Source organism: Rhizobium giardinii bv. giardinii H152 (genome assembly GCF_000379605.1).
In the GTDB taxonomy this organism is placed as follows: domain Bacteria; phylum Pseudomonadota; class Alphaproteobacteria; order Rhizobiales; family Rhizobiaceae; genus Pararhizobium; species Pararhizobium giardinii.
In genome coordinates this window covers 43371-58487 of the sequence record NZ_KB902579.1, presented here as the reverse complement: position 1 = coordinate 58487, position 15117 = coordinate 43371, and the positions used below count along the sequence as shown (strand labels likewise).

Sequence of the window (15117 nt, the reverse complement as noted above, 5' to 3'; positions counted from 1 at the left end):
TCCTCAGATTATGATTTTGCTGGAGCACAACACAGCCGGCTTATTAAGTCAATAATACTGACCTATATTTCGATAGGGAACCGGTTTTTCTCTGCTTGTGCGGGATGGTGATGGCCGACAGAAATCGCCGACGGGGGTTGCGCAGCGGATCTCGGTAGTGTGTGGAGGGGTGCGGCCGAACTGCGATGCTCGCCAGGATGGGCACGCGACTTGATCGCGCCAACCGCGCCTGCGGTATCGGAACCGGCTTAGTTCCGGAAGATGAATCAGGCCTCGTGGTGCCCGGACATGCTGAGCGCCAGCAGCAAGACGATGGCGCCGAGGATCAAGGCGTCGAACAATGCGAAATGGTAGAGGAAGGTTTCCATCACAGTATCCTCCTGCTGAACAGAATACTGCAAAATCCGAAATGTTCCAAACACTGCCGATCAACGTCGATGACAAATGGAAACGCCGGAGATTTCTCTCCGGCGTTCAGTATAGAGCACGCGCAACAGAAAAATGTTGCTTTGCAGCAAAGATTAGTTCTTCGCCTTGTCGACCAGCTTGTTCTTGCCGATCCACGGCATCATGCCGCGCAGCTTGGCGCCGACTTCTTCGATCTGGTGGTTGTCGTTCATGCGGCGGATGCCCTTGAAGCGAGCGGCACCCGAACGGTATTCCTGCATCCAGTCGGAGGTGAACTTGCCGGTCTGGATGTCGTGCAGGACGCGCTTCATCTCAGCCTTTGTCTCAGCCGTGATGATGCGCGGGCCGGTGACGTATTCACCCCATTCCGCCGTGTTGGAGATCGAGTAGTTCATGTTGGCGATGCCGCCTTCATAGATCAGGTCGACGATCAGCTTCACTTCGTGCAGGCACTCGAAATAGGCCATTTCCGGCGCATAGCCGCCTTCGACCAGCGTTTCGAAACCGGCGCGGATCAGTTCGACGAGACCGCCGCAGAGAACGACCTGTTCGCCGAAGAGGTCGGTTTCGCACTCTTCCTTGAAATTCGTTTCGATGATGCCCGAACGGCCGCCCCCGACGCCGCAGGCGTAGGAGAGAGCAAGATCAAGGGCGTTGCCTGAGGCGTTCTTCTCGACAGCAACCAGGCAGGGAACGCCGCCGCCCTTCTGGTATTCGCCGCGAACCGTGTGGCCCGGGCCCTTCGGCGCGATCATGACGACGTCGAGCGTGTCCTTCGGCTCGATCAGGCCGAAATGAACGTTGAGGCCGTGGGCGAAAGCGATCGCAACGCCATCGCGGATGTTCGGCGCGATTTCAGCCTTGTAGATGTCGGCCTGCAGTTCGTCCGGGGTCGCCATCATGATGAGGTCGCCCCACTTGGCGGCTTCCGCAACGGTCATGACCTTGAAGCCGTCGGCTTCGGCCTTCTTGATGGTGGCGGAACCGGCCTTCAGCGCGATGACGACGTTGTTGGCGCCGGAGTCCTTCAGGTTCAGCGCATGGGCGCGGCCCTGGCTGCCATAGCCGACGATAACGACGTTCTTGGACTTGATGAGGTTGAGATCGGCATCACGATCGTAATAGACGCGCATTGTATTTTCCTTCCCTTTGCTTGTCTCTTTAAGTCTTCCGGCCGCCCTTAGGCTGGACCGAACCATTTTCACGGCCATAGAGGCGAAGGAAGGCCGAAACCGCCCGCTCCGCTCTGCGTCCGAAATCCTTGGCCATGCGGCCGCTATCCTCGCCGAGCAGCATGCGCAGATGCAGATCGGAAACGATCAGCCCATAGAGCGTATCATAGGCCTCGTCCCGATCGTCGAACGCAAGCAACCCGGCATTGCGTCCGGCTTCCAGCAACGCCCCCGCCCGCTTGCCGACCTGCCGCCGGCCGCGTTCCTGCAGCATCGATCCAAGCTTGGAGCCTTCCCGGCTCGCCTGCCCGATTGCCAACCGGTTCAGCGCCAGCGACACGTCGCCGGCCAGAACCTCCAGCAGGTCGCGCGCGAAGAGAACCAGATGCTCCCGCAGGGTGACTGCCGTCAATGCCTCGGCGTTGTCATCGAACGTGCGGACCTTGCTTGCCTGGTAGCCGATCATCGCCGAAAGCAAGCCGTCGCGATCGCCGAACCATTTGTAGAGGCTTTCCTTCGAGCAGTTGGCGGCCCGCGCCACGCCTGCCGTCGTCAAGGCTTTCTCGCCGCCATCGACAAGCAGCCGCAACGCGCTGTCCAGAACGGCGTTCTGGCGCGGCGAGTAATCCGGCTGATGCGGGTGGGCGGCAAGCTGCAAAAATCCATCTCCATTCACAGTACCGTACGGTACGGTTCGCCGCTTATGCCGCAAAGCCTAAGCGCGGTCAAGGCTCTTCGCGAAGGAAATAGAGCGCCACTTTGTTGCAAGGCAGGGCACCGTGACGCCGCCCGCCCAAGCGCCAAGCATATTGAAGACAACCAGGACAAACCCCAAAAATGGATAGCCGGCACCCGTCCATCCCGGTTCCGTTTCAAGACCGCCTCAGCTACTGTGCGGCTGCCCACGCGCCCTCTCACTCCCCGGAGTTTTCGTGCCTTACCTGAATACAGCCGCCACGCTCCTCTCCGCCGCCCTGATGCTGATGCCCTTGTCGGCCGCCGCTCAATCCGATGAAGAGGTCTTTAACCGGATCGAAGCGCTGCATGGCAACGCCGGAGATCTCGCCGAGCCGCTGTTGAGCCTGGTGGAAGCCATGGGCAACGGAGATGCGGCAACGATCGCCGGTCTCGCCGAATACCCGTTGCGGGTCGCTGCCAATGGCGAAAGCTATGACATTCAGAGCGCCAACGATTTCATCGAAAATTTTGACGCTCTCGTCACGCCGGAAACACGCGAGGTCGTCGCGAACCAGAAATATGACCAGCTCTTCGTCAACAGCGACGGCGTCATGCTGGCGGACGGCGCGGTCTGGATGAGCGGCATCTGCGACAACGACGATTGCAGCTCGTCCCACTGGGCTGTAACCAGCATCAACAACTGAGAGGGGCCAGGTGGAAACAATGCGTCCTGAATTCATCGCGGTCGCGGCCGCTATTGTGCTTGCGACCGCGACGACAGGCTTTGCTGGCGACAATGCGCCCTATGCAGGCATTTGGGATTGCGAGGTCTCAACCTTTACCTTCACGAAGGACACCTACGATTCAGGCGAAGGACCGATGCCGCAGAAGGTGGAAAAGGAAGAGGGAAACTACATCCTGTCTTTTTCCGACGGATACCAGATCGGCCTGTCGAGCGTGACCGATACGACGATGCAGTGGTTCTCGATGCAGACCGGCGATCAGTTCGAGTGCAAGCGCGTCAAATAGGCTCTATTGCTCGCCGTGCTCGTCAGCGCATCTATCGCGCATGGTCTCCTTCTGGGTAATCAGCCGCGCGCTGTGCTGGCCGCTGAGGTAGCTCCACAGCCAACTCCAGGCAACGGCGAAGCGGCTTCGCGTGCCGATGAGGTAAATATGGGCGATCCCCCATACCCACCAGGCGAGCGCCCCTTTCATTTTGAAGCGTCCGAAATCGATGATCGCCGAGCGCTTGCCGATCGTCGCCAGGCTGCCCTGGTGGCGATAGCGAAAACCGGCGGGCTCCGACTGGCCGTTCAACCTGGCTCGGATGACCTTTGCCACGAAAGCGCCCTGCTGCTTTGCCGCCGGCGCGATACCCGGTACCGGGGTGCCGTCCTCCCGGAGGACCGAAGCCGTATCGCCGATGACGAAGACATCCGCATGGCCGGGTGCGCTGAGGTTCTTCTCGACGATGGCGCGGCCGGCGCGATCCGCCGCGATGCCGAGCCATCGGGCGGCGGGCGAGGCCTGAACGCCCGCGGCCCACACCATCGTGCGACACGCAACGAAAGTGTCGTCGATCGTAACACCCGCTTGCGTGCAGGACGTAACCCTCTGGCCGGTCCGAACTTCGACGCCGCGTCCTTCCAGCGCCCGATGGGCATAGGCCGATAGATCTTCGGAAAATCCCGACAGAACACGCGGCCCGGCCTCCACGAGGATGACCCGCGCTGTCCGAGTGTCGATGCGGCGAAACTCCTTCGGCAGGGTCGACTTCGCGAGTTCGCTGATGATCCCCGCCAGTTCAACGCCGGTCGGCCCCGCGCCGATGATGGTAAACGTCAGAAGCGCTTGACGCACCGCCGGGTCGGTCTCGATTTCCGCCCGTTCAAAGGCGAGCAGCACGCGCCTGCGAATGGTCGTTGCATCCTCCAGCGTTTTCAGCCCCGGAGCGACCGCTTCCCACTCGTCTTTGCCGAAATAGGCATGGGTGGCGCCGGTCGCCACCACCAGGGTGTCGTAGCGGATGGTCTTGCCATATGTCAGCCGGATGGCTTTCGCCACCACATCGACGCCCTCGACCTCGGCCAGCAGCGTCGTCACCTCCGGCCGATCGCGATACAGCCGGCGGATCGGCCATGCGATCTCAGAGGTGGCAAGCAGCGTCGTCGCCACCTGATAGAGAAGCGGCTGGAAGAGATGATGGTTCCGCTTGTCGACGAGCGTGATGTCGAGGGCCGCGCCCTTCAGGTCATTGACCAATTGAAGGCCGCCGAAGCCACCTCCGACGACAACCAGATGATGGCGGCTCGATGCTGGCATGCACAATCTCCGTTTTGCACGGCAGTGTCCACGCTCCGTTGGCCTGACACAACTGCTCTGTCGGAATGGCTGCCCTGTTGAAAGACCTCAGCCGATCCGGCAGCGGGCGGAGAGGAAGTCGAGAAACACCCGCACCCGGGCCGGGATATGGCCGCCCTGGCCGAGAAACACCGCATGCACCTCTTCGCTGTCCGTCGCGGTGAAGGCCTCGAGCACAGGCGTCAATGCTCCGCGGGCGAAATCCTCCCGCACCTGGAAGTCGGCAAGACGTGCCAGCCCTGCCCCGGCAAGCGCAAGCTCACGCAAGGCTTCGCCGTCGCTCGCCCGGATGTTGCCCGCCGGCCTGATCGTCATGTAGACGCCGCCCGCAACAAAAGGCCATCCGCCGGCTGTGCGGACGTAACTAGGCCCGAGAAGATTGTGTTTCTGCAGGTCGTCGGGATGGTGCGGGGCACCCCTGCGCTCGATATAGCCGGGTGCCGCGGCGATGTGCATTTTCACCGTTCCGAGCTTGCGCGCCATCAACGCCGAACTTTTCAGGGGGCCCGCCCGAACGGCCACATCTGCGCGGTCTTCCAGGAGATCGACGACACTATCAGTCAACGACAGGTCCAGTGACACATCTGGATAAAGCGCCATGAAGTCCGCAAGCACCGGCAACAGGATATGCCGCCCGAAGGGAATGTTGCAGCTGACACGAACCAGCCCGCTCGGATTGTTGGCCAGGGCCGCGGCGCCTTCGGCCTCGTCGAGATTGGCCAAGACCCGCACGCCATGCTCATAGTAACGGCAGCCTTCCGGCGTCAGTTGCAGCTTGCGGGTCGAACGGTTGACAAGCCGCGCGTTCAGTCGCGCCTCCAGCCGCGAGACCAGTTTGCTGACCGCCGACGGCGTCATGGTGAAGTGGCGAGCGGCGGCAGAAAAGCCGCCGAGATCGACGACTCGCACGAACACTTCCATCTCACCCGATCGATTGACGTCCAGCCGCGCCATTGTGACTTCACCTCACAAGTCCTGTGCTTATCCGCTGTCTAGTTCCGAAACCGCGCCGCGTCCATATCTCCTCCATCAGGACACAGGAGATCGTCATGCGTGACCAGCACAAAACCGCACTCATCGTCGGCGCCCAGGGCGTCATCGGAGGCAACCTCGCCCGCCATATCGAAACGCTCGACGACTGGTCGATCATCGGTCTCTCGCGACGTGGCGGCACTGCTACGCCGAAAATCCGGCACATCGCGGTTGATCTGCTCGACCCTGCCGATTGCACGAGGAAACTTGGCGATCTCACTGAAGTGACTCACATTTTCTACGCCGCTTATCAGGACCGCCCCACCTGGGCCGAATTGGTCGAGCCCAATTTGGCCATGCTGGTGAATGTCGTCACTGCCATTGAGCGTGTGGCACCGAACCTTGAGCATGTCAGCCTGATGCAAGGCTACAAGGTCTACGGGGCGCATCTCGGGCCGTTCAAGACACCGGCCCGCGAAAACGAAGACAACCATATGCCGCCCGAATTCAATATGGACCAGCAGGCGTTCCTGCAGCACAGGCAACAGGGCAAATCATGGACCTGGTCGGCCCTGCGTCCTTCCGTCGTCATCGGCGTCGCCACCGGCAATCCGATGAACCTTGCCATGGTGATTGGCCTTTATGCTGCGATGTCGAAGGAACTCGGCCTGCCCCTGCGCTTTCCCGGCAAACCGGGCGCCTACGACGCGCTGCTCGAAATGACCGATGCCGGCCTTCTGGCCAGGGCCACCGTCTGGGCCGCCACCAATTCGCAATGCGCTAATCAGGCCTTCAATATCACCAACGGGGATCTCTTTCGGTGGAACGAGATGTGGCCGAAGATCGCCCGCTTCTTCGAGGTGGAAACCGCCGCTCCTCTCCCGATGTCGCTCAACGTCGTGATGGCGGACAAGGCCCGGCTCTGGAAGGAGATGAAGGAAAAGTACAACCTCGCCGACCATTCTTATGAAGCCGTTTCCTCCTGGAGTTTCGGCGACGCGGTGTTCGGCTGGGATTACGACTTCTTCGCCGACGGTACCAAGGCGCGCAGACTGGGATTCCATGACTATTTGCGGACCGACGAGATGTTCCTGTCGGTCTTCAGCGAGATGCGGGAACAGCGCATCATTCCTTGAGGCCGAAGCGGCACTCGCCCTACCGCGCATAATCCACCGGCACCGCCATTCCGCTCTTCAGCACCTCCATCGAGATCGAGGCGGACACGTCGAACAGTTCCACCTTGCGGACGATCTGCTTGTAGATCACGTCATAGTGCTCGACCCGCGGCAGCACGACCTTCAAAATGTAGTCGTAATTGCCGGTCAGCCGGTGCGCCTCGACGATCTCGGGAATATCCGCGATCACCTTGCGGAAGATGTCTATCCAGTCGTCGGAATGGTGGGCGGTCTTGATGAGGGCGAAGACGGTTGTCGGAACACCCATTAGGTCGCGACTGAGCACCGCGATCCGGCGGGCGACATAGCCGGCCTCCTCCAGCCGCTGAATGCGCCGCGAGCAGGCGGAAAGCGACAGGCTTACCCTTTCGGCGAGGTCGCCGACGGACAGGCGCGCATCCTCCTGCAGCAATGACAGGATCTTCCGGTCTCTTTCGTCCAGCACGCCGCGCTCTCCCGACTCATCCGACGCACGCAACATTAATTTGCGCGATATCGGAAAACTACGCGAAAAATACGCGCAAATGGTCGCGATGTCACGCAATAAAGCGAACACTTTCCGCACGCTCTCGGCGACAATTCCTTCATCGGAAAACAAGGCAGGACAGGAACAGCCTCATGCACAAGATCGGCCTCATCGGTGGAATGAGCTTTGAAAGCTCGGCAGTCTATTACCGCATGATCAACGAAGCCGTGCGCGAACGCCTCGGCGGGCTGCATTCTGCCGAAGTCATGCTGCATTCGGTCGATTTCCAGAGCATCGTCGACCTGCAGAAGGCCGGCCGCTGGGATGATGCCGCCAAGCGCCTCTGCGAGGTCGCACAGCGCCTCGAGGCCGCTGGCGCCTCCTGCGTGCTGATCTGCACCAACACGATGCACCTGATTGCCGATGCGGTTCAGTCGTCGATCTCGGTTCCGTTGATCAACATCATCGACGAAACCGCTGCATCGATGAAAGCCGCAGGCATCAAGCGCCCGCTGCTGCTTGCCACGCGCTACACGATGGAGCACGGCTTCTATACCGGCCGCATGGCAACCCACGACCTCGACGTCATGGTTCCGAATGCCGAGGACCGCACCCTCGTTCACGACATCATCTTCAACGAACTCTGCGCCGGCGCCGTGCTCGACGCCTCGCGTCAGGCGCTGATGACGGTCATCGAGCGCGCCAAGAGTGAGGGAGCCGACGCGATCATCCTCGGCTGTACCGAGATCTGCCTGATCCTCGACCCGCACAGCCTGCCCCTGCCCGGCTTTGATTCCACCGCGATCCATGCCGAAGCAGCCGTCGCGTTTGCGCTGAAGGGTCTGTCGCAACTCGGCCAACAGGCGGCCTGACCTCCCGCGCGCAATTTATTTGACTCAGTCAACTAAATAATGGCAGTCTCCAGCAGGGAGATTGCCATGAATACACTCGCAACCGTGCATGAACCGCAGCCGGCCGACCGTATCGAGACCTTGCGGGCCTTCAACCGCTTCTACACCAATCAGCTCGGCCTGCTCGGGCGCGCCTTCCTCGACAGCCGGTTTACGCTGACCGAAGCGCGCATCATCTACGAACTGGCAGCCCGCCCCGGTCTGCCGGCAAAAAAGTTGATCGAGGAGCTGCATCTCGACCCCGCTTATCTCAGCCGCATCCTGAAAAAATTTCGCGGTGACGGGCTCCTGACCACGCGCCCGGACCCGCAGGACCAGCGCAGCCAGTTGCTTGAGCTGACTGCCGAGGGTGTGTCGCAGGCGCGCGCCCTTGCCGTCCGCTCCCGCGAGGAGATCGCGGCCATGCTCTCGCCGCTCAATGCCGCACAGCAGGAGATGATCGCCACGGCCATGGGGCGGATCGAGACGCTGCTTTCGGCCCCCTCCGCCAGCAACTTCACGCTTCGGGCGCACCAGCCCGGCGACATCAGTTGGGTTCTCGGCCGCCAGACGAAACTCTATGCCGAGGAATATGGCTGGAACGGCGAATATGAAGGGCTAATCCTGCAGATCGCCGGCGATTTCATCAATCATTTCAAAGCCGGCCGCGAGTTCTGCTGGATCGCGGAAGCAGGTGGCGAGATCGCCGGCTCCGTGTTCCTGGTCGACGCAGGCGGCGGCACGGCCAAGCTGCGGCTGCTCTATGTCGAGCCGTTTGCCCGCGGCCTTGGCATTGGCCTGGCGCTGGTTCGCCAGTGCATCGCCTTTGCCCGCGAGGCCGGCTACAAAACACTGACGTTGTGGACCAACGACATTCTCGTCAGCGCCCGCAGGATCTACCAGGCGGAAGGCTTCGTCCTTGTCTCCGAGGAACGCCATCACAGCTTCGGAAAGGATCTGAACGGCCAGACGTGGCAGCTCAGTCTCTGACCGCCGCGGTGATCCTACGCCATGCCGCGGAGCAGGCTGAGGTCCTCTTGCCACTTGCATTCGGTCAGGCCGGCAGGCTCGAAGGGATCGAGCACCGTGCCGGCCACGATCGACGCGAGCAGCCCGGGCATCGGCGGGATTTTGGCGACGGTGGAAACCAGCCGGTCGCGCACCCAGGCAATGGCGGTCGAGTCCGACTGGTAGAAGGGTGTGAAAGCGAGCGACAGCAACTGGAACAACCGCACGTGATTGCGGCGCGCCCGGGCATAGGCCGCAAGCGCCGATGGTATATCGGCACAGCGCGCCAGCGCATGGCTGAGCGCTGCGGCATCGAGCAGCGCCATATTTGCCCCCTGCCCCAATTGCGGGCTGGTCGAATGGGCGCTGTCGCCAATGAAAACCAGCCGGTCCGAAAAGGGCGGCAACGCGGTCCGGTGCGCGTAGCGCGCCAGCGTCAGTTGATCCCAATCCTCGATCTGGTCGAGAAACGGCACGCAGTCCCGCCAATAGTTGCTGATGATCGCCTTCCACCGGTCGAGCCCGGCTGCCTTGACGGCTTCGACATCGGCAACCTTCAGGCTCCAGAAGAAAGCCACCCGCTCCGGCTCACCCCTCCGTATCCGCCCGGTCGGCAGCACGCCGATCATCACCTTGGCCTTGTCGTAACGCTGCGACTGCGCGCTTTTGTCGTAGGCCGCGCCGTGGTCGTCGAGCGTTGCCCAGAATGCGCCATAGGTCAGGTCGCGAATGGAAGGCGCGGCAGCGGCCTTGGCAGCCAGCATGGACCGGGCGCCGCTGGCGTCGATCACCAGATCGTAGTCGCCAACCACACCTTCGGCATCACTCAGCACGGCGCGATCACCGCGCATTCCGGTTGAGGCAAGATCGATGCCGGTGCGTATTCGGATGCCGTCGGCAACGGCTGCATCAAGCAACGTGTTGAAAAGCGCAGCCCGCTGCACCGCAAGGCCGTACCGCCCGCCCGGGGCTGCGTCATAGCGCACGTCGAGTACGGTCCGCCCGCTGGCATCGGCGCCGTGCAGCCGGTCGATCCGGCTGCCGATCGCATGGATGGTATCGAACAGCCCAAGCGCGTTGAGAACCGTCAGCCCCGTCGGTTGCATCAACAGCCCGGACCCGACAGGCGCCGGCGTCTCGAACCGTTCGAGAATTTCAACCCGGTGACCGGCGCGCGACAGGAAAAGGGCCGCCGCAAGACCTGCCGTTCCCGCTCCCGCCACGCCGATATCGAGCTGTTTCATCAATGCCTATCCAGATGTCGTCCCTGTCGGCATCTGTAACAGTCCGGGCCGCGAACCGTCCAGCCGCATCCGCGCGGTCAGATCGTCACGCAGCCGCCGCGTCATATTCCGCCCGCGCCGCCCGGATCGCATCGTGGTGCTCCTTCGACCAGTCGACCAGCCCTTTGACAAGCACGAGGAAGGACTGCCCCAGCGGCGTCAGCCGGTATTCGACGCTCGGCGGCTGGGTCGGAAAGACCTCGCGGCCGATATAGCCGTCGCGTTGCAAGTCGCGCAGCGTCTGGGTCAGCATGCGCTGGGAAATATCGGGGATCAGCCGGCGCAGCGCCGAAAACCGCATCGGGCCGTCGGCCAGCGCCAGGATCATCAGCGTGTTCCATTTGCCGCCAATATTATCGATGACGTCGCGCACCGGGCAATCCTCGCGGGAAAAAGCCATGCCCATGACGACGATCACCCGTTCGCCCACCGTCTTGCCTGCCATTTTGTTCATGGGCCGGTTCCCTTCACGTAACCACCAAATAAAAAACTGCCTCCTTTACATCCGTCCAGCGATAACGAATTAAGAGAAGGTCTCATTTGGGAACCATATCTCAAACCGGACGCTTCAGCAACGCGCTGCAGCGCCGTTTGACAACAAAGGAAGCACCATGTCCGAAACCCTTCTCGTCACCGGCGCCACCGGCCAGCTCGGCCGCCTCGTGCTTGATGAACTCCTCGCCTCCGGCAAGGTCTCGCCGGCCAATATCATTGCCACCAGCCGCGATGCCGCCAAGCTCGCCGACTACGCGGCCAAGGGCGTCCAGACCCGTTCGGCAAGTTTCGACGATGCCGCCTCACTGGAAGCAGCCTTCAAGGGCGCCGACCGCATCCTCATCATCTCCACCGACGCGCTGGACGAACCCGGCAAGCGCCTGCGCCAGCACCAGACAGCGGTGGCAGCCGCGCAGAAGGCCGGTGCCAAGCACATTCTCTACACCTCGATGCCGAACCCCGAAACCTCGGTCATTCCCTTCGCCCCCGACCATCTCGGCACGGAAAACGCGATCAAGGCGACCGGCATCCCCTACACGATCCTGCGCAATGGCTGGTACATGGAAAACCTGTTCATGGCGCTGCCGCACGCGCTCGCCGAGGGCAAGTGGTACAGTGCATCCGGCGAGGGCCAGCTCGCCCATATCGCACGCAAGGACATCGCCAAGGCAACGGCCGCGGCGCTTGCCTCCGGCGCGAGCGAAAGCGCGACCTACACGCTGACCGGCGAGACCAAGTACACCGTCAACGAAATCGCTGCCACCGTGTCGAAGGTCACCGGCAAGCCGCTTGACGTCGTGCATGTCACCGACGAGCAGCTCGCAGGCGGGCTCAAGGCTTCAGGCCTCCCCGATTTCCTCATCCCGGTCGTCGTCTCCTTCGATGCCAACACACGCGAGGGCCACATCGAGTTGGTCACCGATGATGCCCGCACGCTTTCCGGCGACAAGCTGGCGACGCTCGAAAGCTTCCTTGAAGCCAGCAAACCAGCCCTTCTCGGTTAAAGAAAGATGGGGGGGCTGGGTTCACGCCCAGCTCCTCGGCACTGACGATCGTGTCGCGCGGTTTAGGCAGACCGGCTTGTCGGTGAGATAGTGTCGAAGCCAAGTCCTGCCTCGCTCCTACGCTTTAATCAGTCCCCCGAAATAATCGAGTGCGTAGGCGGTCTTGCCGTCGACCACAATAATCTCACGCCCATGAAAGTGGGCGGCGTCCCCGACGCTGTTGTCGATATATTTGCCATGGTCGCCGGACCACTCGAAGCCTCCGAGGAAGCGCCCTTGCGCGTACATCGATGACAACGCCGCTTTGATCGTCGCCCCCGCGTGTTGGGCGTCTAACAGTTCCGGAAGCCGGATATATCCATAGTAGTTCATCGCCCATACAGGCTCGCCTCGAAGCCAGACGGTTTCCTGGCCGATGAAATCGGTTCCTCCGAAATAGCTGTCGAGGTAGCTCCAGTCGCCTTCAGACCACATCAAGTCACGCGATCCGGCCCTGCTCGATTTCGCAGGAGCTCCACCCCCACCATACGTTGAAGCCTTCGCCTTTACGATGATGTCGTTTAGCTGCTCGATCTGCATCTCTATTCCCTCAATTGGAACATACAGAGAACAAAATGCAACGGCTCTGGTCAAGCCCTTACATGTCGCCAACGCGACCAACGCAATGCGATTACCGCGGGAGCGTCTCAAACATCCTGGCCGCAGGCGCGGCAGAAGCGGCGGACGGTTTCCGCCATGCCGTATTGCAGCGCATCCGCGGTCAGGCCGTGGCCGATCGAAACTTCGGCGAGGTTGGAGATGCGCGCCGCCAGCGGCGGCAGGTTGGCGACCGTCAGATCGTGCCCGGCATTGACGTCGAGACCAAGCCCGATTGCAAGGTCGGCGGTGCGACCCAGTTCCTCCAGCAGCACGGCAGCCCGCTCGGGTTCGTCGTAGCAGCCGCCATAGGGGCCGGTGTAAAGCTCGATCCGGTCGGCGCCGGTCTCCTTGGCGATCGTCAGCGCCTCGATGTCCGGGTCGCCGTCGGCAAACAACGACACCCGAAAACCCTTCTTCTTCAGGCGTCCGACGACATTGCCGAGCAGGTTGTGGCTCTTGCGGAAGTCCCAGCCGTGGTCCGAGGTCGCCTGTGCCGGATCGTCGGGGACCAGCGTCACCTGCTCGGGTTGATGCTCTTCGACCAGTTCGAGAAACTGCTCGTTCGGAAAACCTTCCATGTTGAACTCGGCCGCCGGATAAAGATCGTCGATCAAGGCGCGGATCGGGGCGAGGTCGGAGAAACGGATATGCCGCTGGTCCGGTCGCGGGTGCACCGTCAGGCCGCTGGCGCCGGCCTCGAGCGCTATCTGGCCCAGCCCCGTCACCGATGGCCAGGGAAGATCGCGCCGGTTGCGAAGCATGGCGATCGCATTCAGGTTTACCGAGAGTTTCGCAGGCATTTCAGCGCTTTCGATGGGAGATGGCGTTGTGGCGGGTCTTTTCTAGCGGTTCCTTGTGCGGCCCGCAACAAAGCGGCGATCCGGAAAATGTACCCGTCACAATAAACCGGGCACCGTCCGGCCGGACATTTTATATGAAACGCAAGTTTAATGATTCGAGCACCTGACAAACCCGGAAAAGTCCGGTTTAATGCAGACTCAAGTACAAGCGATACGCTCGCGGATGGCGAGCGGCGGTGCTTAAATCCCACGGAAAGACCCAAACCGAACCAATGAACCTTCGTTTTTGCCGCGACTTCACCGAATCGACTGTCATTCCGGACAATGGAGCACGGACGCGGGCGCGTGTTTCAAAGAGAACGCGCTGATGGACGCGCGCGAAAGGCCAAACGACCGTGCCATCCTCGATGCGCTGGACAGCGTTCTGTCGAGTGCTGCGTTTTCGCGCTCCGAGCGGCTGCGCGCCTTCCTGAAATATGTCGTCGAGCGGGAAATCGAAGGCAACGGCCACCAGTTGAAGGGCTATGCGATCGGCATCGATGTCTTCGACCGGCCGCAGGCCTTCAATGCCGATAGCGACCCACTGGTGCGCGTCCATGCGGGCAAGCTGAGGAAATTGCTCGCGGCCTATTATGCCGGCGAAGGCGCCGGCGACGCGTGGCGTATCGATATTCCCAAGGGCACCTATGTGCCTGAATATCTGCGCCAGAGTGCAACCCCGCTTGTGCAGACGCAACCGGAAGGCCCGTCGGTTCCGCCGCGCCCGGCCGCGTCCCGCCGGCTTCCCTGGCTGCCGGCACCGCTCTCCTCGCCGCTCGCCGTGCTTTCCGCCCTGCCGCTCTTGATCTTCGTGCCCCTCTCCTCGCCCGCCATGAGCGTCAACATCCCGGAACAGTCCCGTCTGCACGGTGCGGTCCTGGAGCGCAAATTCGCCGACGATCTTCCAAAGATAACGGTGCAGACGCAATGGCCGCGCACCAGCAAGGCGGGGCGCTTTGCCGATGCGTTTCGCACCGCCGCGTCGCACTACCGGACGATCGCCGCCGTGCCCGGCACGGTGCTCTGGCCGCCGCCGCAATCGCCGGCAACCGACCCGCTGGCGTTCACGATCTCCATCACCCAGCAGAAGTCGCCAGCCGGTCTGCGGGTTCTGGTCACTCATGACGCGACCTCCGAAACGCTTCACGAAGGCTTTCTCGACCAGGCGCATGTGGCCGGCGAGGCGGACATTCTCTACGAAAGCCTTGCCCTGGCGGCAAAGACCTTGGCTGCTGACGGCTACATATTCCGCTATGCGAGCAGTGCCGCAATCGACAGCCCGCTGATGAAATGCATGGCGCTGACCGACACCTACCGGCATCTGCAGACGCGCGCGTCCTTTCGCGAGGCCAAGGCCTGCCAGGAGAAGCTGTCGGCCGAACATCGCCGGAAGCTGAGTTTCGTCATCAGCGCAGGTGCCCTGCCCTCGACGCTCATTCGCTGAGGCACATTGCCCAAGAATGGGCTGTGATCTGAATAACGCGGCAGCCTGAAGTCATCGGCAAGCAGCGTGTCTGCCGCTGGAAACGCGCGAATTCTCTCAGGAATCCGTATTTTATCCCTAATCTTGCTAGCTATCGCTCTTCCCGCACTGCGTGTACTCTGCTCGGGCATACGGGGATAAAGGCCTGGTCGCTCATCAGGCAAGCACAATGTCGCGAGTATCCATCCAAGGGACGGGTGGTGTGCATGACATGGAGGGCACAGAGAAGGCAACTGCCGCG

16 protein-coding genes are annotated in these 15117 nt (G+C 61.7%); 7 read left to right on the top strand and 9 right to left on the bottom strand.

Annotated features, from left to right (window positions below):
• Positions 1-521: 521 nt before the first annotated feature.
• On the bottom strand, positions 522-1541 hold the full coding sequence (gene ilvC / locus A3AY_RS0103845; RefSeq protein WP_018324362.1) for a ketol-acid reductoisomerase: 1020 nt from the start codon (positions 1539-1541) through the stop codon (positions 522-524).
• A 28-nt stretch (positions 1542-1569) separates the two neighbouring features.
• Positions 1570-2238, bottom strand: coding sequence for a TetR/AcrR family transcriptional regulator C-terminal domain-containing protein (locus tag A3AY_RS0103840; RefSeq protein ID WP_018324361.1), 669 nt, complete (start codon positions 2236-2238; stop codon positions 1570-1572).
• A 319-nt stretch (positions 2239-2557) separates the two neighbouring features.
• On the opposite strand from A3AY_RS0103840, the gene A3AY_RS0103835 reads away from it, so the two are divergent.
• Positions 2558-2962, top strand: coding sequence for a hypothetical protein (locus tag A3AY_RS0103835; RefSeq protein WP_234913058.1), 405 nt, complete (start codon positions 2558-2560; stop codon positions 2960-2962).
• Between the two features lie 19 nt (positions 2963-2981).
• Positions 2982-3287, top strand: a complete 306-nt coding sequence (locus tag A3AY_RS0103830) for a hypothetical protein (RefSeq protein ID WP_018324359.1) — start codon at positions 2982-2984, stop codon at positions 3285-3287.
• Between the two features lie 3 nt (positions 3288-3290).
• Here A3AY_RS0103830 and A3AY_RS0103825 read toward each other — a convergent pair whose 3' ends face one another.
• Positions 3291-4583, bottom strand: coding sequence for an NAD(P)/FAD-dependent oxidoreductase (locus A3AY_RS0103825; RefSeq protein WP_018324358.1), 1293 nt, complete (start codon positions 4581-4583; stop codon positions 3291-3293).
• An 87-nt stretch (positions 4584-4670) separates the two neighbouring features.
• Positions 4671-5576: a LysR family transcriptional regulator gene (locus A3AY_RS0103820; protein WP_018324357.1), complete on the bottom strand. Its 906-nt coding sequence runs from the start codon at positions 5574-5576 to the stop codon at positions 4671-4673.
• A 95-nt stretch (positions 5577-5671) separates the two neighbouring features.
• On the opposite strand from A3AY_RS0103820, the gene A3AY_RS0103815 reads away from it, so the two are divergent.
• The gene (locus A3AY_RS0103815) at positions 5672-6730 is read left to right on the top strand and encodes an SDR family oxidoreductase (RefSeq protein ID WP_018324356.1); all 1059 of its coding nucleotides are present in this window, start codon (positions 5672-5674) and stop codon (positions 6728-6730) included.
• A 19-nt stretch (positions 6731-6749) separates the two neighbouring features.
• On the opposite strand, the gene A3AY_RS0103810 is transcribed toward A3AY_RS0103815, so the two are convergent.
• Positions 6750-7214 (bottom strand): Lrp/AsnC family transcriptional regulator, encoded by a 465-nt coding sequence (locus tag A3AY_RS0103810; RefSeq protein WP_018324355.1) that lies wholly within the window; start codon positions 7212-7214, stop codon positions 6750-6752.
• A 173-nt stretch (positions 7215-7387) separates the two neighbouring features.
• Between A3AY_RS0103810 and A3AY_RS0103805 the strand changes: the two genes are divergently transcribed.
• A complete protein-coding gene (locus A3AY_RS0103805) occupies positions 7388-8107 on the top strand; it encodes an aspartate/glutamate racemase family protein (RefSeq protein ID WP_018324354.1) in 720 nt (239 codons plus the stop codon).
• A gap of 66 nt (positions 8108-8173) precedes the next feature.
• A complete protein-coding gene (locus A3AY_RS0103800) occupies positions 8174-9115 on the top strand; it encodes a bifunctional helix-turn-helix transcriptional regulator/GNAT family N-acetyltransferase (RefSeq protein ID WP_018324353.1) in 942 nt (313 codons plus the stop codon).
• Between the two features lie 14 nt (positions 9116-9129).
• On the opposite strand, the gene A3AY_RS0103795 is transcribed toward A3AY_RS0103800, so the two are convergent.
• Both A3AY_RS0103795 and A3AY_RS0103790 read right to left on the bottom strand, forming a co-directional pair.
• Entirely contained in the window at positions 9130-10377 is a 1248-nt protein-coding gene (locus tag A3AY_RS0103795) for an FAD-dependent oxidoreductase (protein ID WP_018324352.1), read from the bottom strand.
• Between the two features lie 85 nt (positions 10378-10462).
• Complete coding sequence (locus A3AY_RS0103790; protein ID WP_018324351.1) at positions 10463-10870, bottom strand: winged helix-turn-helix transcriptional regulator; 408 nt, start codon at positions 10868-10870, stop codon at positions 10463-10465.
• A 157-nt stretch (positions 10871-11027) separates the two neighbouring features.
• Here A3AY_RS0103790 and A3AY_RS0103785 point away from each other — a divergent pair, with 157 nt between their 5' ends.
• Complete coding sequence (locus tag A3AY_RS0103785; RefSeq protein WP_018324350.1) at positions 11028-11915, top strand: SDR family oxidoreductase; 888 nt, start codon at positions 11028-11030, stop codon at positions 11913-11915.
• 117 nt (positions 11916-12032) lie between these two features.
• Here the strand turns inward: A3AY_RS0103785 and A3AY_RS0103780 are convergent, their stop codons facing one another.
• Positions 12033-12494 carry a DUF5680 domain-containing protein gene (locus tag A3AY_RS0103780; protein ID WP_018324349.1) on the bottom strand — a complete coding sequence of 154 codons (462 nt, stop codon included), beginning with the start codon at positions 12492-12494 and terminating at the stop codon, positions 12033-12035.
• A 107-nt stretch (positions 12495-12601) separates the two neighbouring features.
• The gene (locus A3AY_RS0103775) at positions 12602-13354 is read right to left on the bottom strand and encodes a pyridoxine 5'-phosphate synthase (RefSeq protein ID WP_018324348.1); all 753 of its coding nucleotides are present in this window, start codon (positions 13352-13354) and stop codon (positions 12602-12604) included.
• Positions 13355-13721: 367 nt separating this feature from the next.
• Between A3AY_RS0103775 and A3AY_RS0103770 the strand changes: the two genes are divergently transcribed.
• Positions 13722-14837: a hypothetical protein gene (locus tag A3AY_RS0103770; RefSeq protein WP_018324347.1), complete on the top strand. Its 1116-nt coding sequence runs from the start codon at positions 13722-13724 to the stop codon at positions 14835-14837.
• The last annotated feature ends 280 nt before the right edge of the window (positions 14838-15117 follow it).

Coding starts and splice junctions, on each gene's coding strand:
- ilvC (WP_018324362.1), bottom strand. CDS start 1,541: ATGCGCGTCTATTACGATCGTGATGCCGATCTCAACCTCATCAAGTCC.
- A3AY_RS0103835 (WP_234913058.1), top strand. CDS start 2,558: ATGCTGATGCCCTTGTCGGCCGCCGCTCAATCCGATGAAGAGGTCTTT.
- A3AY_RS0103830 (WP_018324359.1), top strand. CDS start 2,982: ATGCGTCCTGAATTCATCGCGGTCGCGGCCGCTATTGTGCTTGCGACC.
- A3AY_RS0103825 (WP_018324358.1), bottom strand. CDS start 4,583: ATGCCAGCATCGAGCCGCCATCATCTGGTTGTCGTCGGAGGTGGCTTC.
- A3AY_RS0103820 (WP_018324357.1), bottom strand. CDS start 5,576: ATGGCGCGGCTGGACGTCAATCGATCGGGTGAGATGGAAGTGTTCGTG.
- A3AY_RS0103815 (WP_018324356.1), top strand. CDS start 5,672: ATGCGTGACCAGCACAAAACCGCACTCATCGTCGGCGCCCAGGGCGTC.
- A3AY_RS0103805 (WP_018324354.1), top strand. CDS start 7,388: ATGCACAAGATCGGCCTCATCGGTGGAATGAGCTTTGAAAGCTCGGCA.
- A3AY_RS0103800 (WP_018324353.1), top strand. CDS start 8,174: ATGAATACACTCGCAACCGTGCATGAACCGCAGCCGGCCGACCGTATC.
- A3AY_RS0103795 (WP_018324352.1), bottom strand. CDS start 10,377: ATGAAACAGCTCGATATCGGCGTGGCGGGAGCGGGAACGGCAGGTCTT.
- A3AY_RS0103790 (WP_018324351.1), bottom strand. CDS start 10,870: ATGAACAAAATGGCAGGCAAGACGGTGGGCGAACGGGTGATCGTCGTC.
- A3AY_RS0103785 (WP_018324350.1), top strand. CDS start 11,028: ATGTCCGAAACCCTTCTCGTCACCGGCGCCACCGGCCAGCTCGGCCGC.
- A3AY_RS0103780 (WP_018324349.1), bottom strand. CDS start 12,494: ATGCAGATCGAGCAGCTAAACGACATCATCGTAAAGGCGAAGGCTTCA.
- A3AY_RS0103775 (WP_018324348.1), bottom strand. CDS start 13,354: ATGCCTGCGAAACTCTCGGTAAACCTGAATGCGATCGCCATGCTTCGC.
- A3AY_RS0103770 (WP_018324347.1), top strand. CDS start 13,722: ATGGACGCGCGCGAAAGGCCAAACGACCGTGCCATCCTCGATGCGCTG.